The organism is Sphingobacterium athyrii (genome assembly GCF_003071065.1).
Lineage (GTDB): Bacteria > Bacteroidota > Bacteroidia > Sphingobacteriales > Sphingobacteriaceae > Sphingobacterium > Sphingobacterium athyrii.
Map to the genome: position 1 here is coordinate 120,813 of NZ_QCXX01000005.1, position 25,461 is coordinate 146,273.

The 25,461-nt window shown below is 37.5% G+C and carries 20 protein-coding genes and 2 pseudogenes; 7 read left to right on the forward strand and 15 right to left on the reverse strand.

Annotated elements, in window-relative coordinates:
* Window position 1: 1 nt before the first annotated feature.
* Window positions 2-379, reverse strand: a complete 378-nt coding sequence (locus DCO56_RS18430) for a hypothetical protein (RefSeq protein ID WP_108635233.1) — start codon at window positions 377-379, stop codon at window positions 2-4.
* A gap of 871 nt (window positions 380-1,250) precedes the next feature.
* On the opposite strand from DCO56_RS18430, the gene DCO56_RS18435 reads away from it, so the two are divergent.
* Window positions 1,251-1,718 (forward strand): hypothetical protein, encoded by a 468-nt coding sequence (locus DCO56_RS18435; protein ID WP_108635234.1) that lies wholly within the window; start codon window positions 1,251-1,253, stop codon window positions 1,716-1,718.
* A 549-nt stretch (window positions 1,719-2,267) separates the two neighbouring features.
* Here DCO56_RS18435 and DCO56_RS18440 read toward each other — a convergent pair.
* The 5 genes from DCO56_RS18440 to DCO56_RS18465 form a co-directional block, all read right to left on the reverse strand.
* Entirely contained in the window at window positions 2,268-5,003 is a 2,736-nt protein-coding gene (locus DCO56_RS18440) for a carboxypeptidase-like regulatory domain-containing protein (RefSeq protein ID WP_108635235.1), read from the reverse strand.
* Window positions 4,996-5,604: a hypothetical protein gene (locus DCO56_RS18445; RefSeq protein WP_108635236.1), complete on the reverse strand. Its 609-nt coding sequence runs from the start codon at window positions 5,602-5,604 to the stop codon at window positions 4,996-4,998. Before DCO56_RS18445 ends, DCO56_RS18440 begins: the two co-directional genes overlap by 8 nt.
* A gap of 5 nt (window positions 5,605-5,609) precedes the next feature.
* Complete coding sequence (locus tag DCO56_RS18450; RefSeq protein ID WP_108635237.1) at window positions 5,610-6,830, reverse strand: 6-bladed beta-propeller; 1,221 nt, start codon at window positions 6,828-6,830, stop codon at window positions 5,610-5,612.
* Window positions 6,814-8,058: a 6-bladed beta-propeller gene (locus DCO56_RS18455; RefSeq protein WP_108635238.1), complete on the reverse strand. Its 1,245-nt coding sequence runs from the start codon at window positions 8,056-8,058 to the stop codon at window positions 6,814-6,816. Before DCO56_RS18455 ends, DCO56_RS18450 begins: the two co-directional genes overlap by 17 nt.
* Window positions 8,059-9,104: 1,046 nt before the next feature.
* A complete protein-coding gene (locus DCO56_RS18465) occupies window positions 9,105-9,638 on the reverse strand; it encodes an IS4 family transposase (RefSeq protein WP_108635240.1) in 534 nt (177 codons plus the stop codon).
* A gap of 176 nt (window positions 9,639-9,814) precedes the next feature.
* Here DCO56_RS18465 and DCO56_RS30105 point away from each other — a divergent pair.
* The 3 genes and pseudogenes from DCO56_RS30105 to DCO56_RS18485 form a co-directional block, all read left to right on the forward strand.
* Window positions 9,815-10,081, forward strand: a pseudogene (locus tag DCO56_RS30105) (DUF4372 domain-containing protein); the annotation flags it as partial.
* A 176-nt stretch (window positions 10,082-10,257) separates the two neighbouring features.
* A pseudogene (locus DCO56_RS18475) lies at window positions 10,258-10,670 on the forward strand (JAB domain-containing protein).
* Window positions 10,671-10,861: 191 nt separating this feature from the next.
* Window positions 10,862-11,905: a Fic family protein gene (locus DCO56_RS18485; protein WP_108635243.1), complete on the forward strand. Its 1,044-nt coding sequence runs from the start codon at window positions 10,862-10,864 to the stop codon at window positions 11,903-11,905.
* A gap of 849 nt (window positions 11,906-12,754) precedes the next feature.
* Here the strand turns inward: DCO56_RS18485 and DCO56_RS18495 are convergent.
* The 4 genes from DCO56_RS18495 to DCO56_RS18510 all read right to left on the reverse strand — a co-directional run bounded on the left by DCO56_RS18495 (window position 12,755) and on the right by DCO56_RS18510 (window position 15,785).
* A complete protein-coding gene (locus DCO56_RS18495; RefSeq protein ID WP_108635244.1) occupies window positions 12,755-13,309 on the reverse strand; it encodes a hypothetical protein in 555 nt (184 codons plus the stop codon).
* 1 nt (window position 13,310) lies between these two features.
* The gene (locus tag DCO56_RS18500; RefSeq protein ID WP_108635245.1) at window positions 13,311-13,997 is read right to left on the reverse strand and encodes a hypothetical protein; all 687 of its coding nucleotides are present in this window, start codon (window positions 13,995-13,997) and stop codon (window positions 13,311-13,313) included.
* A gap of 12 nt (window positions 13,998-14,009) precedes the next feature.
* Window positions 14,010-15,284, reverse strand: a complete 1,275-nt coding sequence (locus DCO56_RS18505) for a TPM domain-containing protein (RefSeq protein WP_108635246.1) — start codon at window positions 15,282-15,284, stop codon at window positions 14,010-14,012.
* Window positions 15,285-15,458: 174 nt separating this feature from the next.
* The gene (locus DCO56_RS18510) at window positions 15,459-15,785 is read right to left on the reverse strand and encodes a magnetosome magnetite crystal formation protein family (RefSeq protein ID WP_108635247.1); all 327 of its coding nucleotides are present in this window, start codon (window positions 15,783-15,785) and stop codon (window positions 15,459-15,461) included.
* Between the two features lie 236 nt (window positions 15,786-16,021).
* Here DCO56_RS18510 and DCO56_RS18515 point away from each other — a divergent pair, with 236 nt between their 5' ends.
* The 3 genes from DCO56_RS18515 (at window position 16,022) to DCO56_RS18525 (ending at window position 19,203) form a co-directional block, all read left to right on the forward strand.
* A complete protein-coding gene (locus DCO56_RS18515; protein WP_108635248.1) occupies window positions 16,022-17,824 on the forward strand; it encodes a hypothetical protein in 1,803 nt (600 codons plus the stop codon).
* Between the two features lie 414 nt (window positions 17,825-18,238).
* A complete protein-coding gene (locus tag DCO56_RS18520) occupies window positions 18,239-18,715 on the forward strand; it encodes a hypothetical protein (protein ID WP_108635249.1) in 477 nt (158 codons plus the stop codon).
* A gap of 8 nt (window positions 18,716-18,723) precedes the next feature.
* Window positions 18,724-19,203 (forward strand): hypothetical protein, encoded by a 480-nt coding sequence (locus tag DCO56_RS18525; RefSeq protein WP_108635250.1) that lies wholly within the window; start codon window positions 18,724-18,726, stop codon window positions 19,201-19,203.
* A 570-nt stretch (window positions 19,204-19,773) separates the two neighbouring features.
* Here DCO56_RS18525 and DCO56_RS18530 read toward each other — a convergent pair.
* The 5 genes from DCO56_RS18530 to DCO56_RS18550 form a co-directional block, all read right to left on the reverse strand.
* Window positions 19,774-20,694 (reverse strand): RpnC/YadD family protein, encoded by a 921-nt coding sequence (locus DCO56_RS18530; protein ID WP_108635251.1) that lies wholly within the window; start codon window positions 20,692-20,694, stop codon window positions 19,774-19,776.
* A gap of 524 nt (window positions 20,695-21,218) precedes the next feature.
* Window positions 21,219-21,503, reverse strand: coding sequence for a hypothetical protein (locus DCO56_RS18535; RefSeq protein WP_108635252.1), 285 nt, complete (start codon window positions 21,501-21,503; stop codon window positions 21,219-21,221).
* Between the two features lie 82 nt (window positions 21,504-21,585).
* On the reverse strand, window positions 21,586-22,053 hold the full coding sequence (locus DCO56_RS18540; protein WP_108635253.1) for a DUF1579 family protein: 468 nt from the start codon (window positions 22,051-22,053) through the stop codon (window positions 21,586-21,588).
* 46 nt (window positions 22,054-22,099) lie between these two features.
* Window positions 22,100-22,600 (reverse strand): DinB family protein, encoded by a 501-nt coding sequence (locus tag DCO56_RS18545; RefSeq protein WP_108635254.1) that lies wholly within the window; start codon window positions 22,598-22,600, stop codon window positions 22,100-22,102.
* 463 nt (window positions 22,601-23,063) lie between these two features.
* A complete protein-coding gene (locus tag DCO56_RS18550) occupies window positions 23,064-25,085 on the reverse strand; it encodes a glycoside hydrolase domain-containing protein (protein WP_108635255.1) in 2,022 nt (673 codons plus the stop codon).
* Between the last annotated feature and the right edge of the window lie 376 nt (window positions 25,086-25,461).

A 25,461-nucleotide genomic window follows, 5' to 3' on the forward strand; every position in this document is an offset into this window, starting at 1 on the left:
ATTAGGTATTTGTGTGGTTAATAGATTGAAAAAAATCATGGATTTTTTTTGTTAGCTGGATTTCCTGCATATTGACCTCTAATGTTGACAGTTTTATTTGATCTGTATCAATCTGACGACTATGTATCAGGAAATACGCCATTAAAGCACGCAGGATATCCGCCAAAGAGAGTGTTTGCTTTACAGGTTCCGGCTTGTTTTTGGCCACCGATCTGAGAGTTTGGCATTTGAGATCTAATGCATAGAAGTATTCGCGTATTGTGGCGAGCGGGTAATTATCCCAAAAACTTTCGATACATTTCAATGGATCGTAACTGTCCTCATGAATTTCGTAGAATGGCCTGTCAAGATGCAGGAGATCTTCATAAATGGTTTTCATGTGTTTCGTTTTTAGCTGTGACCATAGCACATAACATCCCCTGTCCGATCGAAATCAGCTTTTTGTGGGTTCCTGAACGGACTCAGGTCACAGCAGTGAATAAATAAGAAAATAGGTTCTCGGACGCGGTGCAGGACAATTACACATGATTTGATAGAGACGATACCGCATCCGTTGGAAAAATAAAAAACCGACCTTTTGTATAGAAAATAAATATCTATTTTTTCTAGAATCTTTGCATGTGAATTGCAAAATCCGTACTTTTAAGCTGCTAAAAATAAAAGAAACGAGGATCGTGCAATTGTCGGGCATTGATCTTGAAAAAATCAGGTCGGCAAAATCAACAACATTGTGCCCATAAGCGGGGCTTTTTGAGCCTTTCTTAATGCACATTTCAATACTGTAGGTATTGCGCGTTGTTGATTTTAAGCTCTTTGATACTACTCCGGTGGGCAGTACTTGTTCTTGATGAGCAGCGCAACTGCATCTTGGCGACAATGATCCTTGATCTGTCGTTGTGGGGTGCGTGTGCTTGAATTTGACTCTTTTAATTTCATAATTATTAGCTGGGTTATTACTAAGAGTCTCGAGGGAAGAAAGTGGAGGTATATTAAGATAGGCTCCTGCTTTCAGCCGGCAGAGGGTACTAGCAAAGACCACGACGCAGCATCCAGCAGGAGCCTATCCTACGATTGCAAATATAGGCAAAAGTAGGGATAAAACTCCCAGTGGTCTCGCGTCTGTAAAATTGCTAGTTTTTCTGTCGAGACTCAATCAGCGAACTGATTATTAACAAAGATAATAATAAAAAATATTATCGCAAAATAATTTGCGATTTAAATACAAATATCTGTATAACAATTATTACAAAATGAAGTTTGATAAATTTCTGAAAACCCTAAATAAAGAATTTGAAGCGATACTCTCTAATAAGTATCCTTTAGAGTCCTTGCAACTAAATAGTGATTTATCAACAGTAAAAGGCAGAGTCTTTTACAAAGCTGTAGATCTCTTATCAAATAATTTTGATGAAGACTGTGAAAATGCATTATCAGAAATTGCGAACTCTGCTCAAAAAAAATTCTCAACAAAACAAAAAGACAAAATGAGAGCTGAGAAGACTTTAAACAAGTACCAAAAGTTTATTGCTCAGTTCGTCTCATCACAAGGTGACGTTTCAGAAAAAGCAAGTATTGAAAATACAAGATTTACGAAAGTACTAAATTTAACAGCGGATGACTTTTATGCTTATGAAGTTTTTTTGATTGCGAAATCTCAAAATATCGGACTGAAAGACGCATTTGAACAATTATACAAAGAAACACTTACTGACAACTAATTCTTCCTCATAAAAGGGAAAAAATCAATGGGATAATACGTAACTCTTTTCTACGGCAATTGCGAACCTCCAATAATCGGGATTATACCTACCAAGTAAAGTCGGCAGCTGATATTGAACATTAAGCAGAAAAACAGTTGCAAACTTATTGATATTAAAATATTTATTAATAAATTGGTTCTGCCGGTGCTAGAGGAAAACCAACTTTTAGCTAAGCGCCTCGATTTATTAGGGCGCTTTATTTTAAAATCATCGTTGAATATCATTAAAAATACTTTTCATAAAATTAGTTAATAATAGATAACACCCCTCGCATCGCCCGATGACAGGGGTGTTTTTTTATTCTTAAATCCGTAAAAAATAAAAAGCCACTCCCTTTCGGAAATGGCTCACAATAATTATTTATAAAATTTAAAGTATTTGATTATAGCTCTTATGTTAACTTTATAAACTTAGAAACATCAACAGTAGGACTAACAATGAAATGTCAACAAATTATCGACTTGCGGGCAATTGGTAGCCTATGAAAGAAGGAGAAAACACAGATTTTTAAAATATTCTGGGATAATAGGAGAGGCTGAAAAGAAAAAATTGCTGGATATTATTGACATTGACTTGTCTAATAACATTGTCTTGTAAGATATTACGGATTGTTCTGTTGTTTTTTAAGATATCATAAGCAGAAAGCTTGATTTCGAGCTGCTCTTTTTTCAGCATCCGATAGTACAGTTCGATATTCCAGAGATACTGCTGGTCTGAGGGCAATCCTACTGTATAAAAATTTTTAGCGACCAATCTACTAATTAAGGTCGTTCGTCTAGGCCAGCTCAACACAGCATCCAGGCCCAGATTATGCCCCCCTGTCCGAACCCTAGTCATTCCTATTTTATTCCAGTTTGTGCTAAATGCACCTGACAATCCTATTTTCAGCTGCTCAAGCAGGCCATATAGAGTCCTTGTTTCGAGCCGGAAATCCGTTGACAAACTTTTGTAACGCACCTCATTGCTAAAAAAATAATATTGGTTAGCATTGAGCCGGCTTGTCAGTTCAATGTTAAAGGGCTTATTCCATATTTTTTTGCCTATCTTATATTGATAATCACCCTCAATGAGGGGTAGTCCTGCTGCATTAATGGTCTGGGTAAGTATAGCACCGTCTGCCAGATAGCTTATATTGTCTGTTAGCGCATTTTTCCGAAGTGAATAGGCTATGTGAAGACGTTGCGACATATTCTTATCATAACGCAAGTCGATATAATCAAATGAAAATTGATATTGTTCTTCGGCCCGTAAGGTGTTATTTCCAGTACGATTATAGTCTTTCTGAGTAGTATCTATCAAGGCGATCAACTGATAAATCCCTGGCTGTTTCAACAGTGAACGATAAGCAAACGTTAAAGATTTATTTGAGAGCTGCAGTGCCCGCTCGTACCGTACAGTTGCTGATGGCAATGTAGATAGAAAATATTGGTCCAGTGACCGAAGCTTATGGCTTGAAACATTTTTTCGGGACAAGGCCTGCAAGCCGAACGTTGTGGTAACAAACAAGCTATTTACACCTTTCCCCGTCGACTTGACAACTCCTTTAGATACGCTTAACTCTGGTGTCCATATGGCTTCCTTTAAGTTGTCTATATAGGAAATTGCCTCGTTTTTGATCGTATAGGCTTCTTTTAACGTATCAAGAAAAAGGTCAAGCTGGTCTTCATTCATTTGATTAAGAATCAAATTACTGCGTATATCTAATATAAGGCTGGGCTGCCAATTAAACGCACGTTTTACGAAATTATTGAGTCCCAGATTGGCGTCCAGTTCATGTCGATTATTGCTTTGGTCAGTCTGCTTTAGACGATTGAGAGGGATTTCATTATTGAAAAAAATATCCTCTTGCTGTCCAAGTTGGTTATTTTGCGTTTCAAATTTATAATACAGTTCAAACTTCGAGGCAATCGAATCATTACGCCTCAAGTTAAAACCCAGTTTTCCTTTATGGCGGTCTTCGTCTCTATAAATGCTTTTTTCTAAATTTGATAACAGCTGATTTCCCTGGTCGATCACATTCCGATTATACCGTTGCCTACCACTTGTCTTGTTTTTTTGAACATCTGTATTGATGCGAAGATCCCATTTATTATTTTTGTACTTGATTACACCTAGGTAAGACTGGTTGATTCCATCACTATTGTGTTGCTGCTTTTCAGCTATATATTGTTTCTGATCTCCCTCAAGGATTCGAATTTCCTGAATATCCGTTATGCTCTCTGATTTTCTGTCATTCAAAAGCAATTGGATATCAGTGTTTAATTTCTTGTTCCAATTTCGTTCAAATTTAGCACCTCCAATTAAGAATTTATTCAAACCTGTTTGCCCAAACATTGGCGTATTGGCCTCAAGATTCTCCCCCCCTGGCTTGTAAACATTTGCTGCCAGAAAATCGCTCAAATTGCGAGCGATCTTGTTGGTATTGTTACCGCCTGCAAAAAGACTAATTTGATTTTTCGGGTTAAAAACATTGACTAAAAATGTTCCCTCTTTATGTGCTTCAGTGCCTTCACTTAATGAAACCTTTCCGAATAAACCTCTTTTCTTCTTATTCTTAAGGATAATATCAATTTCGAATTGCTCTTCTTGATGGGCTGTATTTTGTGGGCTTTCATAGACTTTCACTTTTTCAATAGCATCAGAAGGTAGATTTCTGGTCGCGATAGCTGGGTCTCGGCCAAAGAAAGGCTTGCCTTCAACAAGAACTTTAGCCACGTTCTTTCCATTGACTGTAATCTTACCATCCCCCCAAACGATAATTCCAGGTACTTTAGTCAAGAGATCCTCTACAACTGCGTTCGGCTGCAGTAAAAAGGCCTCTGGATTTATTTCCAAGGTATCGCTATTCATTAATATCGGTGGGCGATTGATAACGACCTCTTCCATCCTCCTCGAAGTCCTGTTAAGCTGGATGTTACCTATATTGATCTCTGTCTTTCCAACCGGCACCGATATATCTATCTCTGCTTTGTCAAATCCAATATGCGATATTCGGATTTGGAAAATGGAATCTACAAAAGATAGCTTGGCAAGAGTAAAAAAACCGGTATTATTTGTAAATCCATAGTGTAGTATTTTGCCATTTTTCTTTTGGTATATTGTTACCGTAGCAGCAGCAATAGGTTTCTTAGCCACGCTATCAATAACATAGCCCTGTATAGCCAATTTCCTGTCGGAAATGGATTGGCAATGGACCATGATGTGTGCAGCTAATAAAAATAAAATAATTAGAGATCTAATCATTTAATATGCTTTTTACATTTTTCAAATAAGCGTCCGTTTGATTAGGATACTCTTTAAAAGGTATAAATATTTTATCTACTCTCAATGGATCAGGAGACAGAACAAAAAGGAAAGGTAAATTCTTATTTTCCAAACTCAATCCTAAATTCTGTTCTTCAATAAAGTAGGGTTGTATTTTTAGCCCTAAATCTTTATACTTAATTCTAAAATCTCTTGGACTCATTCCATCTATGATCATACACACATGATGTTCATTGCTTGCGAAAAAAGTCTGCAACTTATTTAATACCTGATCAATACAAAGATGGCAGTCATACTGAGAATACCTGAATACTAACAAAGGTTGTTTTGAAGCGAGTTTCTTAATCGATATTTTATTATTATTTATATCCAAAATATTAAGCTGTTCTTCTACCGTTTTCCCAGTATTAGGAATGACTAACTCAGGATAGATATCCAAAAATAAATTACCATTGTCGCTTGCTGTTATTGTATTCTTATTTTTTGCTTTGGATTGCGGAAGCCACTGGGCTACTATATAGGCAAAAGCTGTAATTATGATGAAATAAAGTATGAAAATATGAATTTTGAGCTTTAACATGATAGTTAATATGGTGAATAATCTTGTTTCAAGTATGATAGCCTTAGAATAATATTGTGTGATCTTCTACTCATCAATGCTTTTAAATGAGTCGGGAGTAAGCTCTCCCGTTCTGACATTGAGAGTTCTTCATATCTCCGTTTTAACGAAAGAAAAGGTAGTTCAGAGATCAATGCTCCCTGATCTATACCAATTACAGGGCTTAATCGCTCCACAATAGACAGGCCTGTTGACAGATCTTCTGTTTTTCTCAGATCAAATAAATCTCCTGTTGACAAATTATACAAAAAAGTGCCTCCTTTCGCATTAGGAAATAAATTGAACGTAAGCCAGCTTCCTGATTGATAAACTCCCTGTATTAAATAGATTATAGACCTATTTGACCGTAAATACTCATTCCATCGATTGTAATACGCTACATTACTTAGAAAGTCCCCAGGAAGCATATTTGACAATGGTAACATGAATCTATACCTTAAATACGGCACAGCAACGCTGTCTATTCCATAAACTGAATAATCATATGGTCTGGTAAAAAACATATTACCCCTGTCAGAATGATAAAAATGAAGCCTACTTTCACTCAATGAAACATTTTTCCGTGCAGTATCAGCTGGTAAATAAGAACTAAGTCTTTTCCCTGTTTGTGCTTCATAGCGAACAAGGCTAACAAAATTAAAATCATCATCAAGATGATAGTATAGTTGATAGCCATTGAATGTTACATAATCTCTATAGTTTCTATCCCGTACTTCAGACTCTAAAACATTACTGTTTAGATCCAAAGTGTATGTCCGTGAAAGCATATGATCATCAAACGAAAGAATGTCTTTCGTCTTTTCAATAGCAAAGCGAGAAATGGACTTAAATGGTCTATTAGCATTGTCTTTATCTAATTTATGACTGAAGCATCCGTCTTTCTTAAAGAAGAAGAGTGTGTTTAAATTTCCATCTAAAATAATATAGTAATTTTTAGATACCTCCAATTGTGATATTCCTAAAAATTGGGATTCTCGATTAGTTTCAAGAGGAACATATCGAATAGAATCAAACAGTTTTACGTCAACTCCTACACTGGCCGATGCAGGATCTATTCGAATTTCGAGCGTTTTTGTTGCTGAATCCGTCATGAATCTACTGTCGGCCCTACACATTAAGACTTGAAACAAGGAAATCAATATAGCGAGTAGAATGCCGTAAGTATCTTTTTTACTTTTTAACGTCATATACAATTATACTTTTGGGTTTTATTAGCGTTAGAATAGGATTTTGGTTATTCCCATTTTTATACAATGTCTTCAAATGGTCAGGCAATGAGGATAAGTACCCTTGATTTTTTATGTTACGGGTTATTGCTTGTATAATTTGGCTAGCTGAAACCGACGAAATATAACTATCACCATCAACTCCTAAAACAGTGTTATTTGCAATAGGTAGAAAAAAAGTAGAGGAATCAGAAAGATAATTCCTAAAATCAATTGCAACTTCAGATCTAAGGGAATAAAGAAACGTACTCTTATACCTAGAACCAATCAACCTACACGAGAGCATATCACCTGCTTTATAAAAATCTGTGATTAAATACACCTTAGAGCGACTAGAATCTAAATATTTACGTCTTTTGTTACTATACTTTTTGTTTGTTAAAAAATCCTCTGGCAGTTTGAACTTTTCTGGCAAACATATATCTATATACCGATTTATTTTTCCCTTTTTGTCAAATTCATAAACAGTATAATCTCCTGGGCGGGAAAACAGCAAATTTTCCTTGGATCTAAAAAAATACTTTCGAGCATCATACATATCATTATAATAGATTATAGAGGGATCAAAAAATAAATAGGAACCTAATTCCTTTTCGCCTTCGTTGACGACGATAGTTGGCGAACTATCTGTATTCGAATTTCTACTTTCGTATGAAAAATAATTGATTGTATACTTACCTAAATGATAAAATTCTCGAATGTTATAATCAATAGGCTTTTTATCTCGCATTTTTAAAAAATTTCCAGAAAAATCAAACTCATAAACATTAGGCTTCTGTTGGTCTAAAAAGGATAAAATTTTGCGATTAGGATCTAATGAAAATTTAGCGATGCTATTATAAGGAACAGGTATGTCCATATTTTTTGGACTAATTCTTCTAACAAATTTTCCGTCTTTGTTGAAAAATAAAATTTGATTAGACATTCTGTCCAGAATCAGATATAGGCTATCAATAATCTCGATCTGTGATATTTCCGCGAATTCCGATTCAGGAGTTGTTTCCAATGGAATAAATTTTACAGAATCTAAAAAATTACTTGTTCTCAGAGATAAAAGCTGATCTGGCTGTATTTTCAGGAAACGTAAATCGGAACGCTGATTAGTAGCATTCCGATTTACAGAATTTGAACATCCCCATCCTAAAAAAATAAAAAACAAAATAATCGCTGTAACCGATAAATATTTCATTTAGAATAATTATCTCGTTTCCAAACATTCAGGATTATCTTCTTCTCGACAAGGTACAAATTTGTCATAACAGGTCCAACCAGTAACTCGAACCTTTGTTTGAGTACAACTTTCTGACTCGTCTCTTGAATCTACACAGGTGATATCTTTCGTAACTATTGGCTCTGAACCAAGTTCATACGAATATAATGTTCCTATCAGACGGCCCTTGTCATTATACATTTCTTGTGACCCTCGCAATTCGCATGCTGGACATTCTACGTCAAATGTTTCTGCTACCCGAGAATACTGGTTGTATTCAACTTTCGTTATCGAGCAGTTAACAATACCGGCTGGGGGATCATCCGAAAAGCTTGTCCCAACAATTAAACAGCTCATAAGAGCTGATAATACACATAGTTTTTTCAAAAAGTTCATAATATTTAATTCTATTTATAATTAATACATGCTAATTTGTTTTGGTCAAAGAAAAATAGAATGCTTGTACAAATCCTCAATAAAATAATTATTGAATAAAAGTTTCAGAAATTCATTTCAGAAATAATAAAGCTCTATATGTGTAAATTTCAATCGCAAAACTTATATTGCAAACATAAATAAGGATAATTAACTAAATATTAATCAATTATTAAACTTAATTTAAAAAACATATATATAACATCAGTACCGTCCTAAATAAATTTTAAGGCCATAAAAATCTCTATCTACTGTTGTTTCCATGCAGATTTTGTTGATACTTTCGGATTTGACCCTCCCTTTGCGTTTCAGAACAGGTTAAACTGTCCATTTTGATCGGGTGGTTTACCCGAAATAAATGGGTCATCGGCCCATTTCTACAGATCAATCTTCACGAAGATATTCAGCCTTATGAAATTCACCAGATTGGATAGGTTCCAGCTATATTTCGCCCGTTTTTGAATGTACCTGAAGAGTAGTATCCCGATCAGCGTTGTCCAGATCTGGATGTAAACGGCATTCTCAGAGTTGTCTACAAAACTGGAGACCTTTAACCGCTGCTTGAGGTGCTTAAAGAACGTCTCGATCTCCTAGCGCTCTTTGTAAAGTGCAGCTACCGTGGCCGCCTTCCATTGAAAATGATTGGTCAGGAACTCGTATTCCACATTTTTGATACTGTCCCAAACCCGGACAAGACGCATCTTCTTATTTCCGTACCGAGCTGCTGAGACGCCTTCCAAGGCAACAACTTGATCTTCAATTACCCCAGCTTCTTTCAGTTCATCGCTTTGCCAAGACTTCAATACCGTATATTTCATATTGGGTTTGCTCCTTGTTACGAAAAAGCAGCCCTTGCTGTCCAAAACGTTCATCCAGGCGTAATCGACGTAGCCCCGATCGACCACCAACACACATCCTTTGGGAAAGGATAGGGCCTTTGCCACTGTGGATTCATGTGTCTTGCCATCGGTAATGTGCACGAAGCTGGGCATACAGCCATCGTAATCCAGTATCGTATGTAGTTTAATCGCACCTTTGGCACTTCGGAACCTTGCCCAATCAAACACCGAAAGGCAAAGCGGGATCACTGTGGCATCCATCAGCAGCACTTTGCGTTTCAACATGCGCAGTTCTGAGCGAAGATGCGTTTATATTTACCATGGTGGTGATTTGTTTTAGCGAACTAAATATAGCATTCCCTGCTATATCATTCACCACCACTTTTTAAATCACGTTTAGGACGGTACTGATATAACATTTAAAACAGTTAAAAAATGGCAGCAAAGATAAAAATGTATTTTCTCAGATTCTTGGTCTGATCGACCGCAGCTTTTTTGATAGAATTGTTCGCAAGCATGATTCGGATAAACATCCTACGTGTATCAACAGTTGTCCCTATCTGATGAACATGCTTTTCTGCCATTTATCTTATGCGGATTCGGTGCGGGACATCAGTAATGGTTTACGGAACACCACTGGCAACATACGTCATATCTTTATTATCAACGGTAAAATTTTCTCATCACATAGTCCGTATTTAAAATTGTTCCTCTTTTATCGTCGGTAAAAGAGGATTTTTTCGTTATGGATACATCTTCCCGAATTAGTAAAGATGGGAGTGGAATAAATTCGTTTTTATAAATTAAAGTGCTTATGCTTGCCTCAACAATACATGCCACGCTACCCAGCAGAACAGCGTCCCTGGGCGTGTCTTTTGCTTTAGTAGCCAATCATTATTTCTTTATGTACGATAAACAAGCCTTTACTATTGATGAACAAATAAAGCAATTAACTAGAAGGGGATTGTATAAGGCATCGGAAAGACCAAAAATCACGACATCCAAACAGGTTTACGATATACTTTTCAATAACTGGCATCTGGGCAAGACAGAAATGACCGAACAGTTCTATATCCTGATAATGAACAGAGCAAACAATGTGATCGGGATGACCGAGATATCCAACGGAGGATTTGCTGGCACCTATGTTGATCCAAAACTGATATTCTCCATTGCCCTGAATGCACAGGATCATCCATCACCCTTGCCCATAACCGTCCAAGATCTAATCTGAAACCAAGTGAACAGGATCTGAACATAACAAAAAGCTGGTTGAAATCGGCAAGCTATTGGACTTGTAGGTATTTGATCATCTGATATCGAACAGGTACAGTTACTATTTTTTTGGAGATGAGGGACTGATGTAGTCCAATAACTGCCAGCTGTTTTTAAAATTGCTGGCTTTCACATTAAAATGACTCTCACAAATTAGTTAGCTATCGGATCATTATTGGTTCTTATCGGATCATATCGGATCATTTTTAGATGAAAATGTGTATATTCGATGTATGAGTTTAGAAAATGTACACACGCAAAAGCTTGATCTTAACTGGAAGCTGATAAGTCTGATCAGTGAGGTTGATCGTTTTGATGCTTCATGGCAGGCCATTGAACGTCGGGAAGGTCAAAGCCTAAAAGAGCTGAAATCAATTGCAACAGTACGAAGCGTAGGTGCATCAACACGTATCGAAGGTTCTAAGTTAAGTGATGACGAAGTTGATGTTTTGCTAAAAAGCATGGATATTTCAAAGTTACAGGAACGTGATCAACAGGAGGTTGCTGGCTATTTTGAAGTATTAGACCTGATTGATGAAAGCTATGAGTTTATCCCTGTTTCAGAAAACGGTCTAAAAAACCTACATAATCAGCTTCTTAAATATAGCGAGAAAGACCAATGGCATAAGGGTGATTATAAGCAGCATACAAATGCCGTTGAAGCGCATTTGCCTGATGGAACAACACAAATCATTTTTCAGACCACAGCCCCTGGCTTTGCTACTGAAGATGCAATGCGTGAAATGTTTGAATGGTACGATACCGATAATATTACTCACCCTTTGGTAAAGGTGGCTTTGTTCTGTTATGAATTTGTTTCTATACACCCTTTTCAAGATGGCAATGGAAGGCTTAGCCGACTGCTATCAACACTGTTACTGCGAAAGTACGGTTATCAATGGATCAGGTATGTCAGCTTTGAACATGAAATAGAAAGTCAAAAAACTGAATATTATAGGGTATTAAGGGCTTGTCAGGCACAGAGACCAGGTGAAGATATTTCTGAATGGGTGATGTTTTTTCTAACGTGTTTACGTAATATTCAGGAAGCTTTGCTGCGTAAACTGGATGCAAGAAGTGTCACGCAAACCTTATCGCCTAAAGAGAAAACGCTGTTACTCATAATTGAAGGTAATCCTGGCATTAAAACTAGTGAGATTGCTGGAAAAATGGGAGCGTCAAATTCAACAATCAAAAGAATGCTGGATAAATTGATCAATGCAAAATTAATTGAGCGACATGGCTCGGGACCAGGGTCATATTATACTCTATTGTAATTGGCTCATTATTGGCTCTTATCGGATCATATCGGCTCATTCTCTTATGGATTAAGCAAAAAATAGACCATTAAAACAAAAGCCAGCAAATTTTCTGGCTTTTGTTTTGGTAATTAAACATTATATATACTCGCCTAATACTTCAATAGGATTATCTGTCATATTTCGCCAAAAGCATTAAATGCTCACTAAACGAGGTCGATAATTGTAACGTATAAAGATGTATCATACCGAAAGTTTTTTTTGGGGGGGGGATTTTTTTTAAGCATACAATTTTATCACACGATATAGGAAAAAGGTAGTATCTCTTACTCCTTGAAAGACACTCCTGAACGCCTTGAGTTTTGCTAGTCTTTAAAGGCACTTCTTATCATCTCTTCGAACACTTGTATCACGGAGGTGAACGTCCAGTAATTGGATTAAGCTAAGAACTAAAAAAATGGAAAAACAAATAGCAAAAGGAAATTTTTGATTTTTCAACTTTAGCAAAATGTTCCTATATCATTTTAGCTGGCCGAAATACACAAAATTCAACGAAACGCCTTAATCTATTAGAGATCTTTAGAATTAAACATATGTCGAACAATTGCTCAGCATTATCTCAATGAAATAAGCTTTTTATCTTTCGACCTGACATGGGGATTTCCCCTTCCTAAAGAACGCTTAATTGACGAGAAATTAGGAAAAGAAAAAAGTGCGGAGATGCTTTAATTAAGAAACTGACAGTCAGTAAATTATATTGAAAAAACATAGATGTCTCCGACACAGATGTCGGGGACATCCCCAAACAAAAGATACAATATTAGAAATATGACTGAAACACAAATAAAGAACCAGCGTTTATAAGTCTTACCAAAGTGAAGCTGTTGGCAGGTCATAAAAAGCTGTATCTTTTTCTTCCTGCCACGGTGCCTGGTGAAATTGCCAGCATTCTTCTACCTTGTCAAATCTTTTTCCTATGCTCATTTCTCCCCATTGATAACCTACTTTGTATTCTTTTCCATTGCTGGTTATGGTTCCGAAAATGATAGGATAAGAGAAACCCGATACCCCATTGGTGTATTGAATGGCTTTTTCAAACTTCAATATAGTTTCTTCCGGAAACCTGATGATCTCTTCCAAATCACCGATCGCTTTTTGTTCTTCGGCATATTGCCATTTCGGATGCAGGCTATCCAACAGCACATAAGGGTAATCACTGTTATGGTTCATTTCTACCTTATCCTTAAACAGAACCGTTTCTTTGTTAAGCGTCACCGTTTTCCCTATCCATTCTTTGAACGGCTCATACTTGTTGATGCTGGTGGATTTGGTTTTTACGGTTGTAAAAATGATAAAACCAAAAAGCACGATACCACCGATAATAACTAATGCAATGATACCCATTATTTTTTTTGTAGACATCTTACTTCTTCTCTGATATATATACTTCCGTCAATCCATCGGCAGATTTAAAGCGGATATTATATCCAGTTTGTTCCGACAATTGCAGAGCAGGAAACGTTTCTGTTTCGTAATCACCGCTGTTCAGTTGTTCTTTAGGTTTGCTGGTTTTGCTCATTTCCGTGCTTTTGGCAAGATAAAAATCCGAGCCTTCAACCTTTATTATTTTGAACCATCCAAACCCTATTTCTGCTCCAATAGGCGTTCCTTTTTCTTTATACTTTTCAAAATGCCCAAAATAGATATCGCCCACCACTGGTGCTTTTTCCATCGCAACGGCTTCTACAGATTTTGGCAGAGGGGGTTTTAATTCCTGATAAACGATCAATCCCATTGCGGCGATCATCAATGCTACGAAGATCCATCCTACAATGGTCAGTTTAAAGATAAAAGGAGGCTGAGGTACTTCTGTCACTTTTTGTGTGGCAAATGCTTTCATTTCCGGTGTCCAATGGTGGCTGGCTATCTTTTTTTGCGCTCCATCATCCCAAAATTCGCCAAATGCTTTCTTGGAGTAAACAGTAAAGAGTGCCGTTCTCGACTGCGTACGGTAAATGCCCAGTACCATTGGGTTAGACGGATTTTTAGGGTTATGCAGACCATCGGTACGATGGACTGCCTGTTCTATTTTATTGATTACAAAAAACATATTGATTCTTATTTATGGTTCTAAAATTTCAAATACAAATGTGCATCCCTCCACTGAAATAAGATCGTGACCTTCTTTTTCATCCAACGGTACCAGATAAAGTTTCCGTTCGGTTTTATTGAAATGGTAACGATAATAATAGCGATCTTCCATTTTAAAAATGGCGAATGACGGACGTTTTTTTCCATCCATTTTAAGAGATAACAATCTTTTATTTTCTTCAATCTCAAAGGCACCTTTCTTTTCTCCGTTGATGAAAATATCGTTTTGAACAAATGCTATGGTTTCATTGTGATCAACATTCATATATTTACGTTCCATCGGATGGAATTCCTGCTTCATCTTCCAATGGTAATCGGTGAACTTTTTAGCATTGGAACTCGGGGAATGCTGAGTCATTTCATCCTCTATCTGAGTCAGCAAAGGCCATACATCTTGCGAAATCAATTGATCTCCGGGTTCCAGCCAATACACCCGATGGACTTGCATATTCTTTTTTATAAATGTCTGCCCAGGCACATGCTCATCAAAACAGATAAACTGGTAATGTTTGCCATCACTTTTTCGGATGGTCATTTCATAGTAATCGGTTTCCAAAAAATCTTTCAGAACAAAAGCTTTTTTCCTAGCGGGTCCCAAGAACACATCAAGTGATGTGAAATTGTAGGAAGGATTGTCACTATCGAGACTGCGGAAAGTCTGTGCCGTTCCGTTTTCCAGTACAAATCCCCTAATCTTTTGAAACAGCGAAGGCCTGAAAATGGACGATGCATCCGTATAGTCGTATTGCTGTATTTCCTTTCCTAAATGACTTATGATGGCGTTTAAACCGTTCAATGTCCCTTCAAAATAGTTGTCGTACTTAAATTTCGGTATAAAATATTCGTCAATGATTTTTTTTGTGGCTACATCGCTCATTATTTTCTCTATACCGTAACCGTTCTCGATACGCATTTGGCGGAGTTGTTTGGATATAGCGATAACTATCCCATTATTTTTTCCGTATTCACCTTGGGCATATCCTGTCAAATTGTTAAATACGTATTGGTCAAAATGCGCTTTGTCGGTATGGCGTCCATCAATAGTGACAATGGCTATATCTGCTATTGCATTTTTCCAGCAGATATTAATGATACTATCCAATATTTGTATATCTTTTTCAGTAAAAATCTTTTCGTAATCAATAATACGCACTCTCTTGACTAAAAACTGTTGGTTTTCGGGAGCAGTTTGACCGAAAGTATTCGATATTAAACAATGGAACAATATGATTAAAAGATAACGCATTTATTATTGATTTAAAGGAGAGGGTATGTGATAAATACTAAGATGATCATTACCTGCACTTAATTTTACTGTATTGCTGATCCATTCTGTTAATTCTTCGGTACAATGAACATGGAATGTAATTCCATTGGTTGGGAAGTATTTGTCAGGTAGTTGATTTCCTTTGTATAATGCTCAGTTATCAATGAAATTAAATTTATCTTCGAATAATTTACCGATTAACGGCAAAGGTTTTTTCACTTCGTTGGCTGCTGTTATAATACCCAATACCATAAGTATAAGAAAAACCAAACCAATTATACCTATCAAAAATGCAAGTGCTGGTACAATATACAATAGTATTCCTGCACCAAGGTTAATAACAGCAGCAGTGATGAATAATCCTAAACCTTGCTTTAAATGATACGTACTAAAATCGTTTCGCTCATCTTTTCCCATAAAAAAAGCTATGAGCCATAAAATGCCTAGATAACTTAAAATAGACTGTACTTTCGGTGTCATAATTCTTCAATTTTGTCGTAAAACAAAAATCGGAAGTATCTTAAGAATTGACAATCCATTTTAGTTAACAAACCGTCTACGACTTTTCAAAGTGTATATACAAAGTATCTACAAGTAATTTATCTAGCTTATTTTCAGTATATTGAAAATAAAATCACCACAAAGTTTAATGTTATCTGATTCGGATGCCATACAATTTTTTTATTACTTTGTAGGAGTATGTATATAGAAATTATATGAGATTTAAGCATATTTTATATTTAATATTTGCTCTTCTGGCATGTTTAAGGCTTCGTGCTCAGCACATCCATTCCAATACCCAAAAAATTCTGGATCAGCTGGATCAGCTTCAGTTGCACAACCAGCAAAAAGAAGCTATTAAAATTTTAGATTCCGGTATTAAGTCCACAACATCACCCGCTGATTTAGCCTATCTCTATGCATACCAAAGTAGCATATATACTTCGATGGATAGTCTTTTACTTTCGAAAAGACTAACTGATTTAAGCTTGGAAAATGCAGAGAAGTCGAAGAAAAAAACATCTTTAGCAGTGGCGTACAGAGCTAAAGCCTTCCTGAATAATACCCTTAATTTACCAGATGCGGTTGTAAAGGATGCTCTTTATGGACTAAAACAGGTAGAAAAAAATGAGGACGATCTGTCCACTAAATACCATCTGAATTATCTGCTGTATGGTGCGTACAGCAGATGGGACGACAGCGAAAAGATGGAACATTATATACATCAGGCTCAATACTGTGCTATCAAAGCAAACAACATCAACTTACAGACGAATGTAAACAACGGTATTTCAAGTATGTATCTGGCTCGGTACAAAAAAAGTAAAGAGCGAAATCTTTTGGACAGCAGTTACCATTATCTGAATAAATCTTTTAATCTGCTGGAAAAGCAGCCGGATAGACTGAGCATTAATACATACGTGATTACGTGTATTAATCTGGCAAATTATTATTTAGAGCATTCGGCTGAAGCATTGATGTATAGAGAGCAGAAAGCATTTGAATACCTTAAACTTGCAGAACAAAAACTGGATAATAGCGAAGCTTTTGCCGACAAATGGGGTAATATATTTGGTATTAAAAGTGGATTTGCCAAGCAAAAAGAAGATTGGGGACTTGCCGAACAATATCTTTTGCAAGGACTTAACAGGTTAATGAATTCCAGTGGGAATCATTTTAGGTTAGAATATGCCATTAACCGGGATTTAGCAGATATTGCCTTAAAAAAACAAGCTTATAAATCGGCATTGACGTATCAGCAACGGGCAGAAGATCTATTAAAAAAATCGTTCAATGAACAACAGCTTTTCAACGCACAGAAATTAGAAGTGCAGTATGAAACCGAAAAAAAAGACCGTGAACTGGAACTTTTGACCGAACGAGAAAATTTCAGGAAACGGCAAAATTACCTCTACGGAGGAATTGCGATTGCGCTGTTATTCGGACTCCTGTTTATGTTTGTATCTTATCATTTCCGCTTACGATATTCCGTAGAACGTGAAAAGCAATTGGCTCAGGAAAAAGAAGATCAGGCACAGCAGGCTGCGATGCAGCTTAAGTTTGAAAAAGAAGAACAAGCGAGGTTGAAAGCTGAACAGGAATTACTGGACTTAAGAAGACTACAATTGGAAAAAGAAGCTTTGGCAAATTCCCTAATAATTGACAGAAAAAACGACACCCTTAAACAGATTCAAGATAAAATAGATAGTGGTGAAGCAAAATATATCCAAAAGCTTATAAAAGAAGAAATGCTCCTGCAGACGGATTATGAAGACATCAAAATGCAGATACAGGAGCTACATCCCAATTTCTTTAACCGGTTGAATGAAAAAGCGATTCACAAACTAACACCGCTTGATCTGAAATACTGTACCTATCTCTATCTGAAAATGAGCACTAAGCAGATTGCACAGGCACTGCACGTTGAACCACAAAGTGTTCGTATGTTTAAATACCGCCTGAAACAGAAATTTGGATTGGGGAAAGAGGATGATTTGGAAAATTTTTTGGAGAGGTAATGATTTATTACGAGGAGCATATATACAATTCGGACTTTTACAGATACTATCGTTCTGGAAGAATATTCTTGAGTGCCCAGAATATCGCTCCTTCCTATTTTTGTTTTTAATTCTTTTTCAAACTTAGATAAATTGCATACAAAAAGCAATTTATCGATCTCTCCTCTGCCATTGAGAGTTAATCTATTGAGGAAATATACCCAAAACTTCCTCATTATCAAAACTTACGTAGTAAGTTAGAAACCGTTATGAGCTAAGCTCATAACAGCATCATTTCCTATTAAAAAAAATTAAATCAATGATAATCATATAGCCCTTGTCTTTTATCCTTATCCTTTTTCTCGCTCCTGTCTTTTTATTGTTTCGGATAAAAAAAATTCCTATTTTAGGTAATCACGTTTTTTCATTTTACCAATGGATGAATCGAAAGCTATGCAAATTGAGGAAATTGAATCTTTTTTGAATGAAGCCCAACGGGGGCTTAAAGCCATAAAAACGGGCGACAGGCTATTTGAACTGTACATGGAACTGACCATCATCAGATCCGAGCTGCACCGGCTGGCCCATTTCTGCGTGGATGATTACGAACGTAAGCAGCTTTTCTCCCTGATCGATCAGTCTAGTGCAATACAGGTGCTGACGGAAAAACAGATCGATGACTATTTTCAGAGCAGAAGTGACAACCTGAAGTATGACTTTGAGGTAGAAAAGCGATACATGCGACAGACACTTCAAACCCACATGAACGAAGCCATCCTCTTCAGGGAATTCAGCAAGAAACTGCTTTCCAATGAACAGTATTCGCGGATCAACAGTCTCTCCATGCGCTGCCGCCAGCTGAACATGAAGGTAAATGATTACATTAAGAAAAATGGTCTGACCGAAAACTGAACCCGAATATGAAAAAAGAACAGTTATTGCTGCTGAAAAAGGAAATCCTCGAGGGAAGAGATTCCGAAAGACTTTTGGAGCTGGATATCAACCTTAAGCAGCTCATCAGTATTTTGGATTACCGGATTAGGGAGAAAACCGGAAATGAGTATACCGAAGGGGAAATAGGGGAATTCAGGAGCTCGGTCGCTATCGCAAGGTCGTACTTGAGGGTGATCGGATGGAAGCTGGAAAACTTCAGATTGGAAAGAGAAAAAGAGCGGATCGATGCCATAACAGAAAATAAACGGGTTATATTGGAGATCTTTGAATCCGGAATGGAATCAGTTCTTAACAGCCCATCGGACACAGAAGAACTCCGCGCCGATAATATTGCATTGAGAGATCAGCTTTCCCGAAAAGAGAAGGAGATCACTGCCCTCGAAAAAAGGGTAAAGATAATCGCGCGTGAGGTTGTCGGCATCCTTGAAAAGACAAAACGGGAATAATCAATGAAATTATACATTCCCTATTTAATATACCTCATATCAGGAAAAATCCTTAAAATTGCCTTGTTGTAATAGCCGAATTGAAAAGCCTTTTGAAATTATTCAGAACCCCGAAACGTATTCCAGAGTCCGTCTAACTTTGACCATACTGGGGAAGATCTCTTTTGCTGCGGAAACTGATGGAAAATACTTTGTACCCAGATAGGTACAGATGTGGTACATTTCTTACCAAATTGGCCGATCGCGAGCGAAGCTTGGTAAACTTTTTACCAAGATGGCATAGATGGTACATTTCTTACCTAAATTGGCCAACCGCGAGTGCAGCTGGGTAAACTTTGTACCCAGATAGGTACAGATTAGAGTACATTTCTTACCTAAAATTGGCCGACTGCGAGTGAAGCTGGGTAAACTTTTTACCAAGATGACACAGATAGGGTACAGATGGATGCATATTACCGGAATATGCAATTAGAGGATGCCAAATAAAAAACGTTAATATCTGGCGGACCAAACAAAAAGCCATTCCCTTGTGGAAATGGCTCTCAATACATTATTATAAACTTTTAAGCGTTATGCTTTTTTTATTTCACCGAAATACTTCTCGACCTCAGGCTTGGCCAGACCGAGCTTTTGGCAGATCTCAGCAATCGTAAAACCTAGCTCCCTAAGCATTTCAATTTTGCCTTCAATCTTGCCCTTCTGAATTCCCTTCTGAATTCCCTTTTTTTCAGCCTTATCTAATAAATATTCTTGAGTGCCCATTGTATCGCTCCTTCCTATTTTTGTTTTTATTTCCTCTTCAAATATACTCAAAACTTCCTCATTATCAAAACTTACGTAGTAAGTAAGAAAATCATATAGCCCTTGTCTCGTATCCTTATCCATCTCCCGTTTTATCATCTCGTCATAAAGATCATGCTTAATTGCTTTCAGACCTTCGTCGCTTATTTTCTTGTTCTTGATAGTCAAAAGAGCAGTAAGGACAATCACAGAAAATGGATTCTCATTAGACCGCAAGACCGATTCTTCCTGATCGAGGATCTTATAACTATTAAAATCGTAGCGCAATGTCGTTCCCATAAATTCCCGGCTATACACCACAGGCCGATAGCTTGCATTTTCATCGGCCAAAATGGCAATTGCCGTAATAGGAACTTTGTAACGATCCCATATCCGGTAGTAATAACGAAACATACGCTCCGCCAAATCACCCCTGCCCTTGTTGCTCTGTATCTCTAAATGGCACAGCACAAATTGTTCGCTGCCGTCCTTTAAAAAGACTTTGACAAGCTTATCGACATAACGGACCCCCTTACCCGTACTTTCTGGCGGAAATAAACGCTCAAACTCTTTATCAAGGTAATCAAAAGGTCTGCTCAAATCAAAAACAGCATCTGTATCAGGAAAGATAAAGCGTAAAAAATGCGAGAATGTTTGCTCTAAAATAGATTTCCACAAGGGATCATCCACACGCCTTGATCTAGAACTCATAATTATTTATCAACTGGTTAACAACACAAAGGTACGAAATAGCTAAACAAAATACTAATAAAATTAGTATTTTGTTTAAAATTTAACCCTATCCTGCTAGCGGTGAAATGGGAGTTTTAGCAAGATCTTATGTGCTCTAGTAAAGATTTCTAAAATTCTTCCTAGCCATCTCTTCGAATCCCTACGCAAAAGGCGAGCGTTCAGTAATTTGATTAGAAATGAGCAGCTGGGTAAACATTGTACCCAGATAGGTACAGATGTGGTACATTTCTTACCAAATTGGCCGATCGCGAACGAAGCTTGGTAAACTTTTTACCAAGATGGCACAGATGTGGTACATTTCTTACCAAATTGGCCGACAGCGAGCGAAGCTTGGTAAACTTTTTACCAAGATGGCATAGATGTGGTACATTTCTTACCAAATTGGCCGACAGCGAGTGCAGCTGGGTAAACTTTATAAATTAGAAAAACCATTCCCTTGCGGAAATGGCTTCAACATTATTTATAAACTTTAAAATGCTTGATTACAGTTGTTCGATCTCCTCGATAAAAAGACCTGTTCCTTTAGCAATATCAACTATAGGTAAACCCATTTTCTTAAACTCCAATGCTATTGCAATGGCTTCTTCCCGCTTGCCTTCAATCTTACTTTTCTGAACCCCTTTTTCTCGTTCCTGTCTTTTTATTGTTTCGATTACTCCCATTTCAATTGTGCCTCCTGTCACTTGATAAATGTACTTGTCAAATTTACTATTTATTTCTTTATCCCATATAAAAAGAAAGCTCTTTAAAAACACTAAAAAGCTCATTATATGATCTTTACTGTATTTAGTATTTATGTTGAATTTTAGCGCGACATCTTTTGCATTTTGGCAGCCCTAGTTTGATTACCTAGTCCATAGACGTATAACTTGCATCAACGGCTAAGAATTCTTCACCATCTGGCGAGACATTGTACATTTTCACCTGAAGGCTATTATCGGTAGGTAATGGAATGTCAATGCGCCAACCCCAATCAGGATTATCCTGCACTTCATAAGAACCCCTTAAGGAAATATCTCCCACCTCATTCATTGTACCATAGCAGTTCATGATCTTTCCACCCATACCCCATGAATCAATCCATGATGCTGTAACTTCGGATTGTTCATTGTTGTTACCCACCAATAGCATCCCTTCTTGCGCCAATCCCTCATGATGCCAGTCATAAGTAAACATCAGAAATTTGTTATTTGCAACGGCTTTTATAGCTAAGTTTGAATCCGAATTAAAATCAGGATCGGGCAACCAGCTTAGGATCAACCGATGGTTGCCTTTCCAAAGCCCAATGTATTTATTTTTTACGTCTTTTAGCTTCATCGTTATTTTCGTTATACCTCCAAACACGCTCTGTAGGAATTAGACTCTATTTTTGCTGTCGCATCACGTTCCAAAAATTATAATCCAACATCGGTGCTTTTAAAACACCTACATGATGCCCAATAGTAACTATTTGCCCGCGATGATAGGTTGTGTGGATTAATAAATGCTGGAGGTACTCATATTTAGGGAAGTTTGACGAAAACCATTGGGATTCTATTAAATAGGGTTCGTTCATCGCTTCGATATTTTCTTTTACATAAGCTGCCAAAAGCTTTGCCTCATTGACCAAGTTGGCCATTTCTTTTTCAATATCCACTGTTGTGGCGATGTATTCAAAACTTGGCACTGGCGTTTCGCGGATCATCGAGGACCAGTATAATTGAGTATCACTGATATGTTTCAGTGTTTTTGCAATGCTACTAAAACTGGATAGACATTCCTTTTGTAACAATTCTTGGGGGTAGGTTTTCAGCCAAGCGACCAATTGCTCCGCAACCCAAATGTTGTATTCAACGCTGTTTGTCATTGATGTACTTAAACTCATGGCATTCTTATTTTTTTAAATCAATAAAACTTACAAATTAGGATGAATTCTGCTATGCTTTCAAGAAGAAGAACATTTCCTGAGAAAGCTTGGTTATTTCTTCTATTAAATATAGTAAATATTCTAACTTAAAGTTCTACGAATTAGATATTTCCGCCAGCCAAATTGACAAGCCTCTCTGAAATTATTCCGAACACCGAAAAGTATCCCAGAGTCCGTCTAACTTTGACCATACTGAGGCAGATCTATCCTGCGGCGAAAACTGATGGAAAATACTTTGTACCTAACGGTACAGATAGGGTACATTTCTTACCAAATTGGCCGACAGCGAGCGAAGCTGGGTAAACTTTATAAATTAGAAAAACCATTCCCTTGCGGAAATGGCTTCAACATTATTTATAAACTTTAAAATGCTTGAATACATAAAAGCATCAGTAAAAACAGTAAAGAACATTGAGAGCAACTATTCGTCGATACTACTTATCCAGTTATTAGCAATGCCATAATCTGTAGGTTTTTCCGTAGATTCAATACGGAGTGTCCCACCTTTTCTGAGTTCATCATGTGTTATCCATAACCTTCCTAAATCCTTCCCGTCCAATTTAATTGATTTGATATAACGTTTTTTATCACTTGCATTGGGGACCTCGATGGTTAACGGATGCCCATTATTGTCTAGTATGATCTCATTAAAAAACGGCACATTGATATAGAAAATAGGCTCACCTATCAAGGGTTGCTGCAGTCCGATGGCGGAAAGCACCCACCAGCTTGACATCGCACCGGCATCATCGTCCATCGTCCGTATAAACGCTTTTGGTTCATTTTTATAGATACGATCGATATGTGCTCCGATGCCGCGGCTATTGTCGTTGAAATAATATTGTATGGTGGTATCCAACGCTATACGATGTACCCATTCCTGATAACGCCAAGGTGTCTTACTTGCATTATACAAGGTCAGCGATTGCATATCCGGCTCATTCGCTCTATTGAAATAATACCCATCATAAAATTCATCCAGCTGCTTTACAAACTCTTCTTCGCCACCAGCGAGCTGCTTTAATCCTGCGACATCGAAGGGCACATTCCAACGATATTGTCTTATTGTACCCTGATACATATCACGCGCTGACATACGATCGACATCCCTTTTGGTCAGATCTTTAAAATCTTTATTCCAAATTGTCTGATATGATCTTGCCCGCTCCAGGTAGATTTTGCTGTCCTTTGGAAAAAGTTTGGCCATTGCCCATAGATCATAACATGCTTCAAGGTATTTATCCGGTTTCTTAAAATCAAAGCGCGTGGTATCACGTACCAAGGAGTCTTTGATGCCTCGAAGATCGACCTGATATCCTTTTCTGACCGCATCCAGCAGGACGACAGCAGCATGCTCCGTCCGGACTGAATTAGCCGGTTCATATGGTCCCGCAAAATCAAATTTGCCATAGCGGTACAAGTCTGCAATAGAGGAGACGACACCTTGGTACATTTTGGGATCTAGCAATTCCAGAAGCGGCAATTGTGTTTTATAATTGTCCCAGATGGCCCAACCGTGATAACGTGTTTCTTTGGAATGATGTATTTTTCCGTCTGTTCCCCGAAAATCGCCTTGCTCATTGCTGATAACATAGGGTGATTGCAAGCTGCGATATAGCAAGGAATAGAACAGATTTACTTTATCCGAATCGCCCTTTACTTGCAGCACTGAAAGGGAACTTTTCCAGCGATCAGCAGCCCTTTTCTTTACGGTCTCAAAATCTAACTTAGCATATTCAGTCACTTTCTTTTTTGCGTCATTTTGGCTCACAGCAGAAAAAGCGATATTAATGTCCGCTATCTTAGTCTCCTCTTTCAGGTCTACCCAGATCTTATTTCCTTCTTTTCGCCATCTACTGGCTTTAGGAATTTCCAGTGCATAATAAATGGTATAGATACCAACATGACAGGTAGTTTTGGCACGCACTTTACCCAAAAGGAGGTTACTTGTCTCTGTGAATTCATTATCAACAAAAGCCCCATTGAAAGCATGCCCGAGATCGATAAAAAACCCTTTCTTTCCGACTGGAAAGTTAAATTGCTCCTTACCGAAGTCATCGTCCACAGCCACTTCGACCTGAATGCCTTCGGCTGTATTCACCGCATAATAACCCGGACTTGCCTGCTCATCAACTTTATTCAAAAGCTTGGTGTCATTTTCTAAAAAGGGCCTAATCAGGATCAGTCCTCCGCTCCCCATACAGCCCACTCCTTCCAGGCGGTTGTGGGTAAAACCTTTAATTTCCTTGGCCAGATACTCGTATCCTGTATGCGTTGTAGGATTGGTATAAGGCACGATACTCAGTTGGTGAAAAGGAGACGCCGCCGCTGGTGAAAGCTGACCGTGGTCGCCAGAAGATCCTAAGAATACATTCACACGTTCGATTTGCGCTCCAGCAACAGCGGCATAACAGAGAAGCAAAGACAGCAGTATTTTTTTCATTTATAATCTATTATTTCCCTAAAGAAACAGTTAATAACCAGAGTTTTGAATCAGATTCGGATTATTTGCCATATGATCCCACTTCCCGGCTCAGCAGCTAGACTTGTTGTTGCTGTTTGGGCAGCATGCTTACCACACACTTTTCCAGGTTGTCAATTTCCAGCGCATGTGTCGGAGCGTGTCGATGATGCGCATTTCGATTTAGCAAATCAGTAAGCTTATTTTACTTCAATATCGTAAACTTTCAGCTCTCAAAATTAACCTAAACAAGGTTAACTTAGCATTAAGCTACTATTAATTCCATTGATTATTGCACTTACAAAGGTTAAATTGATTTTCTTCCGCTAAGAAGGCTCAAATTACTATTCTTTTATGT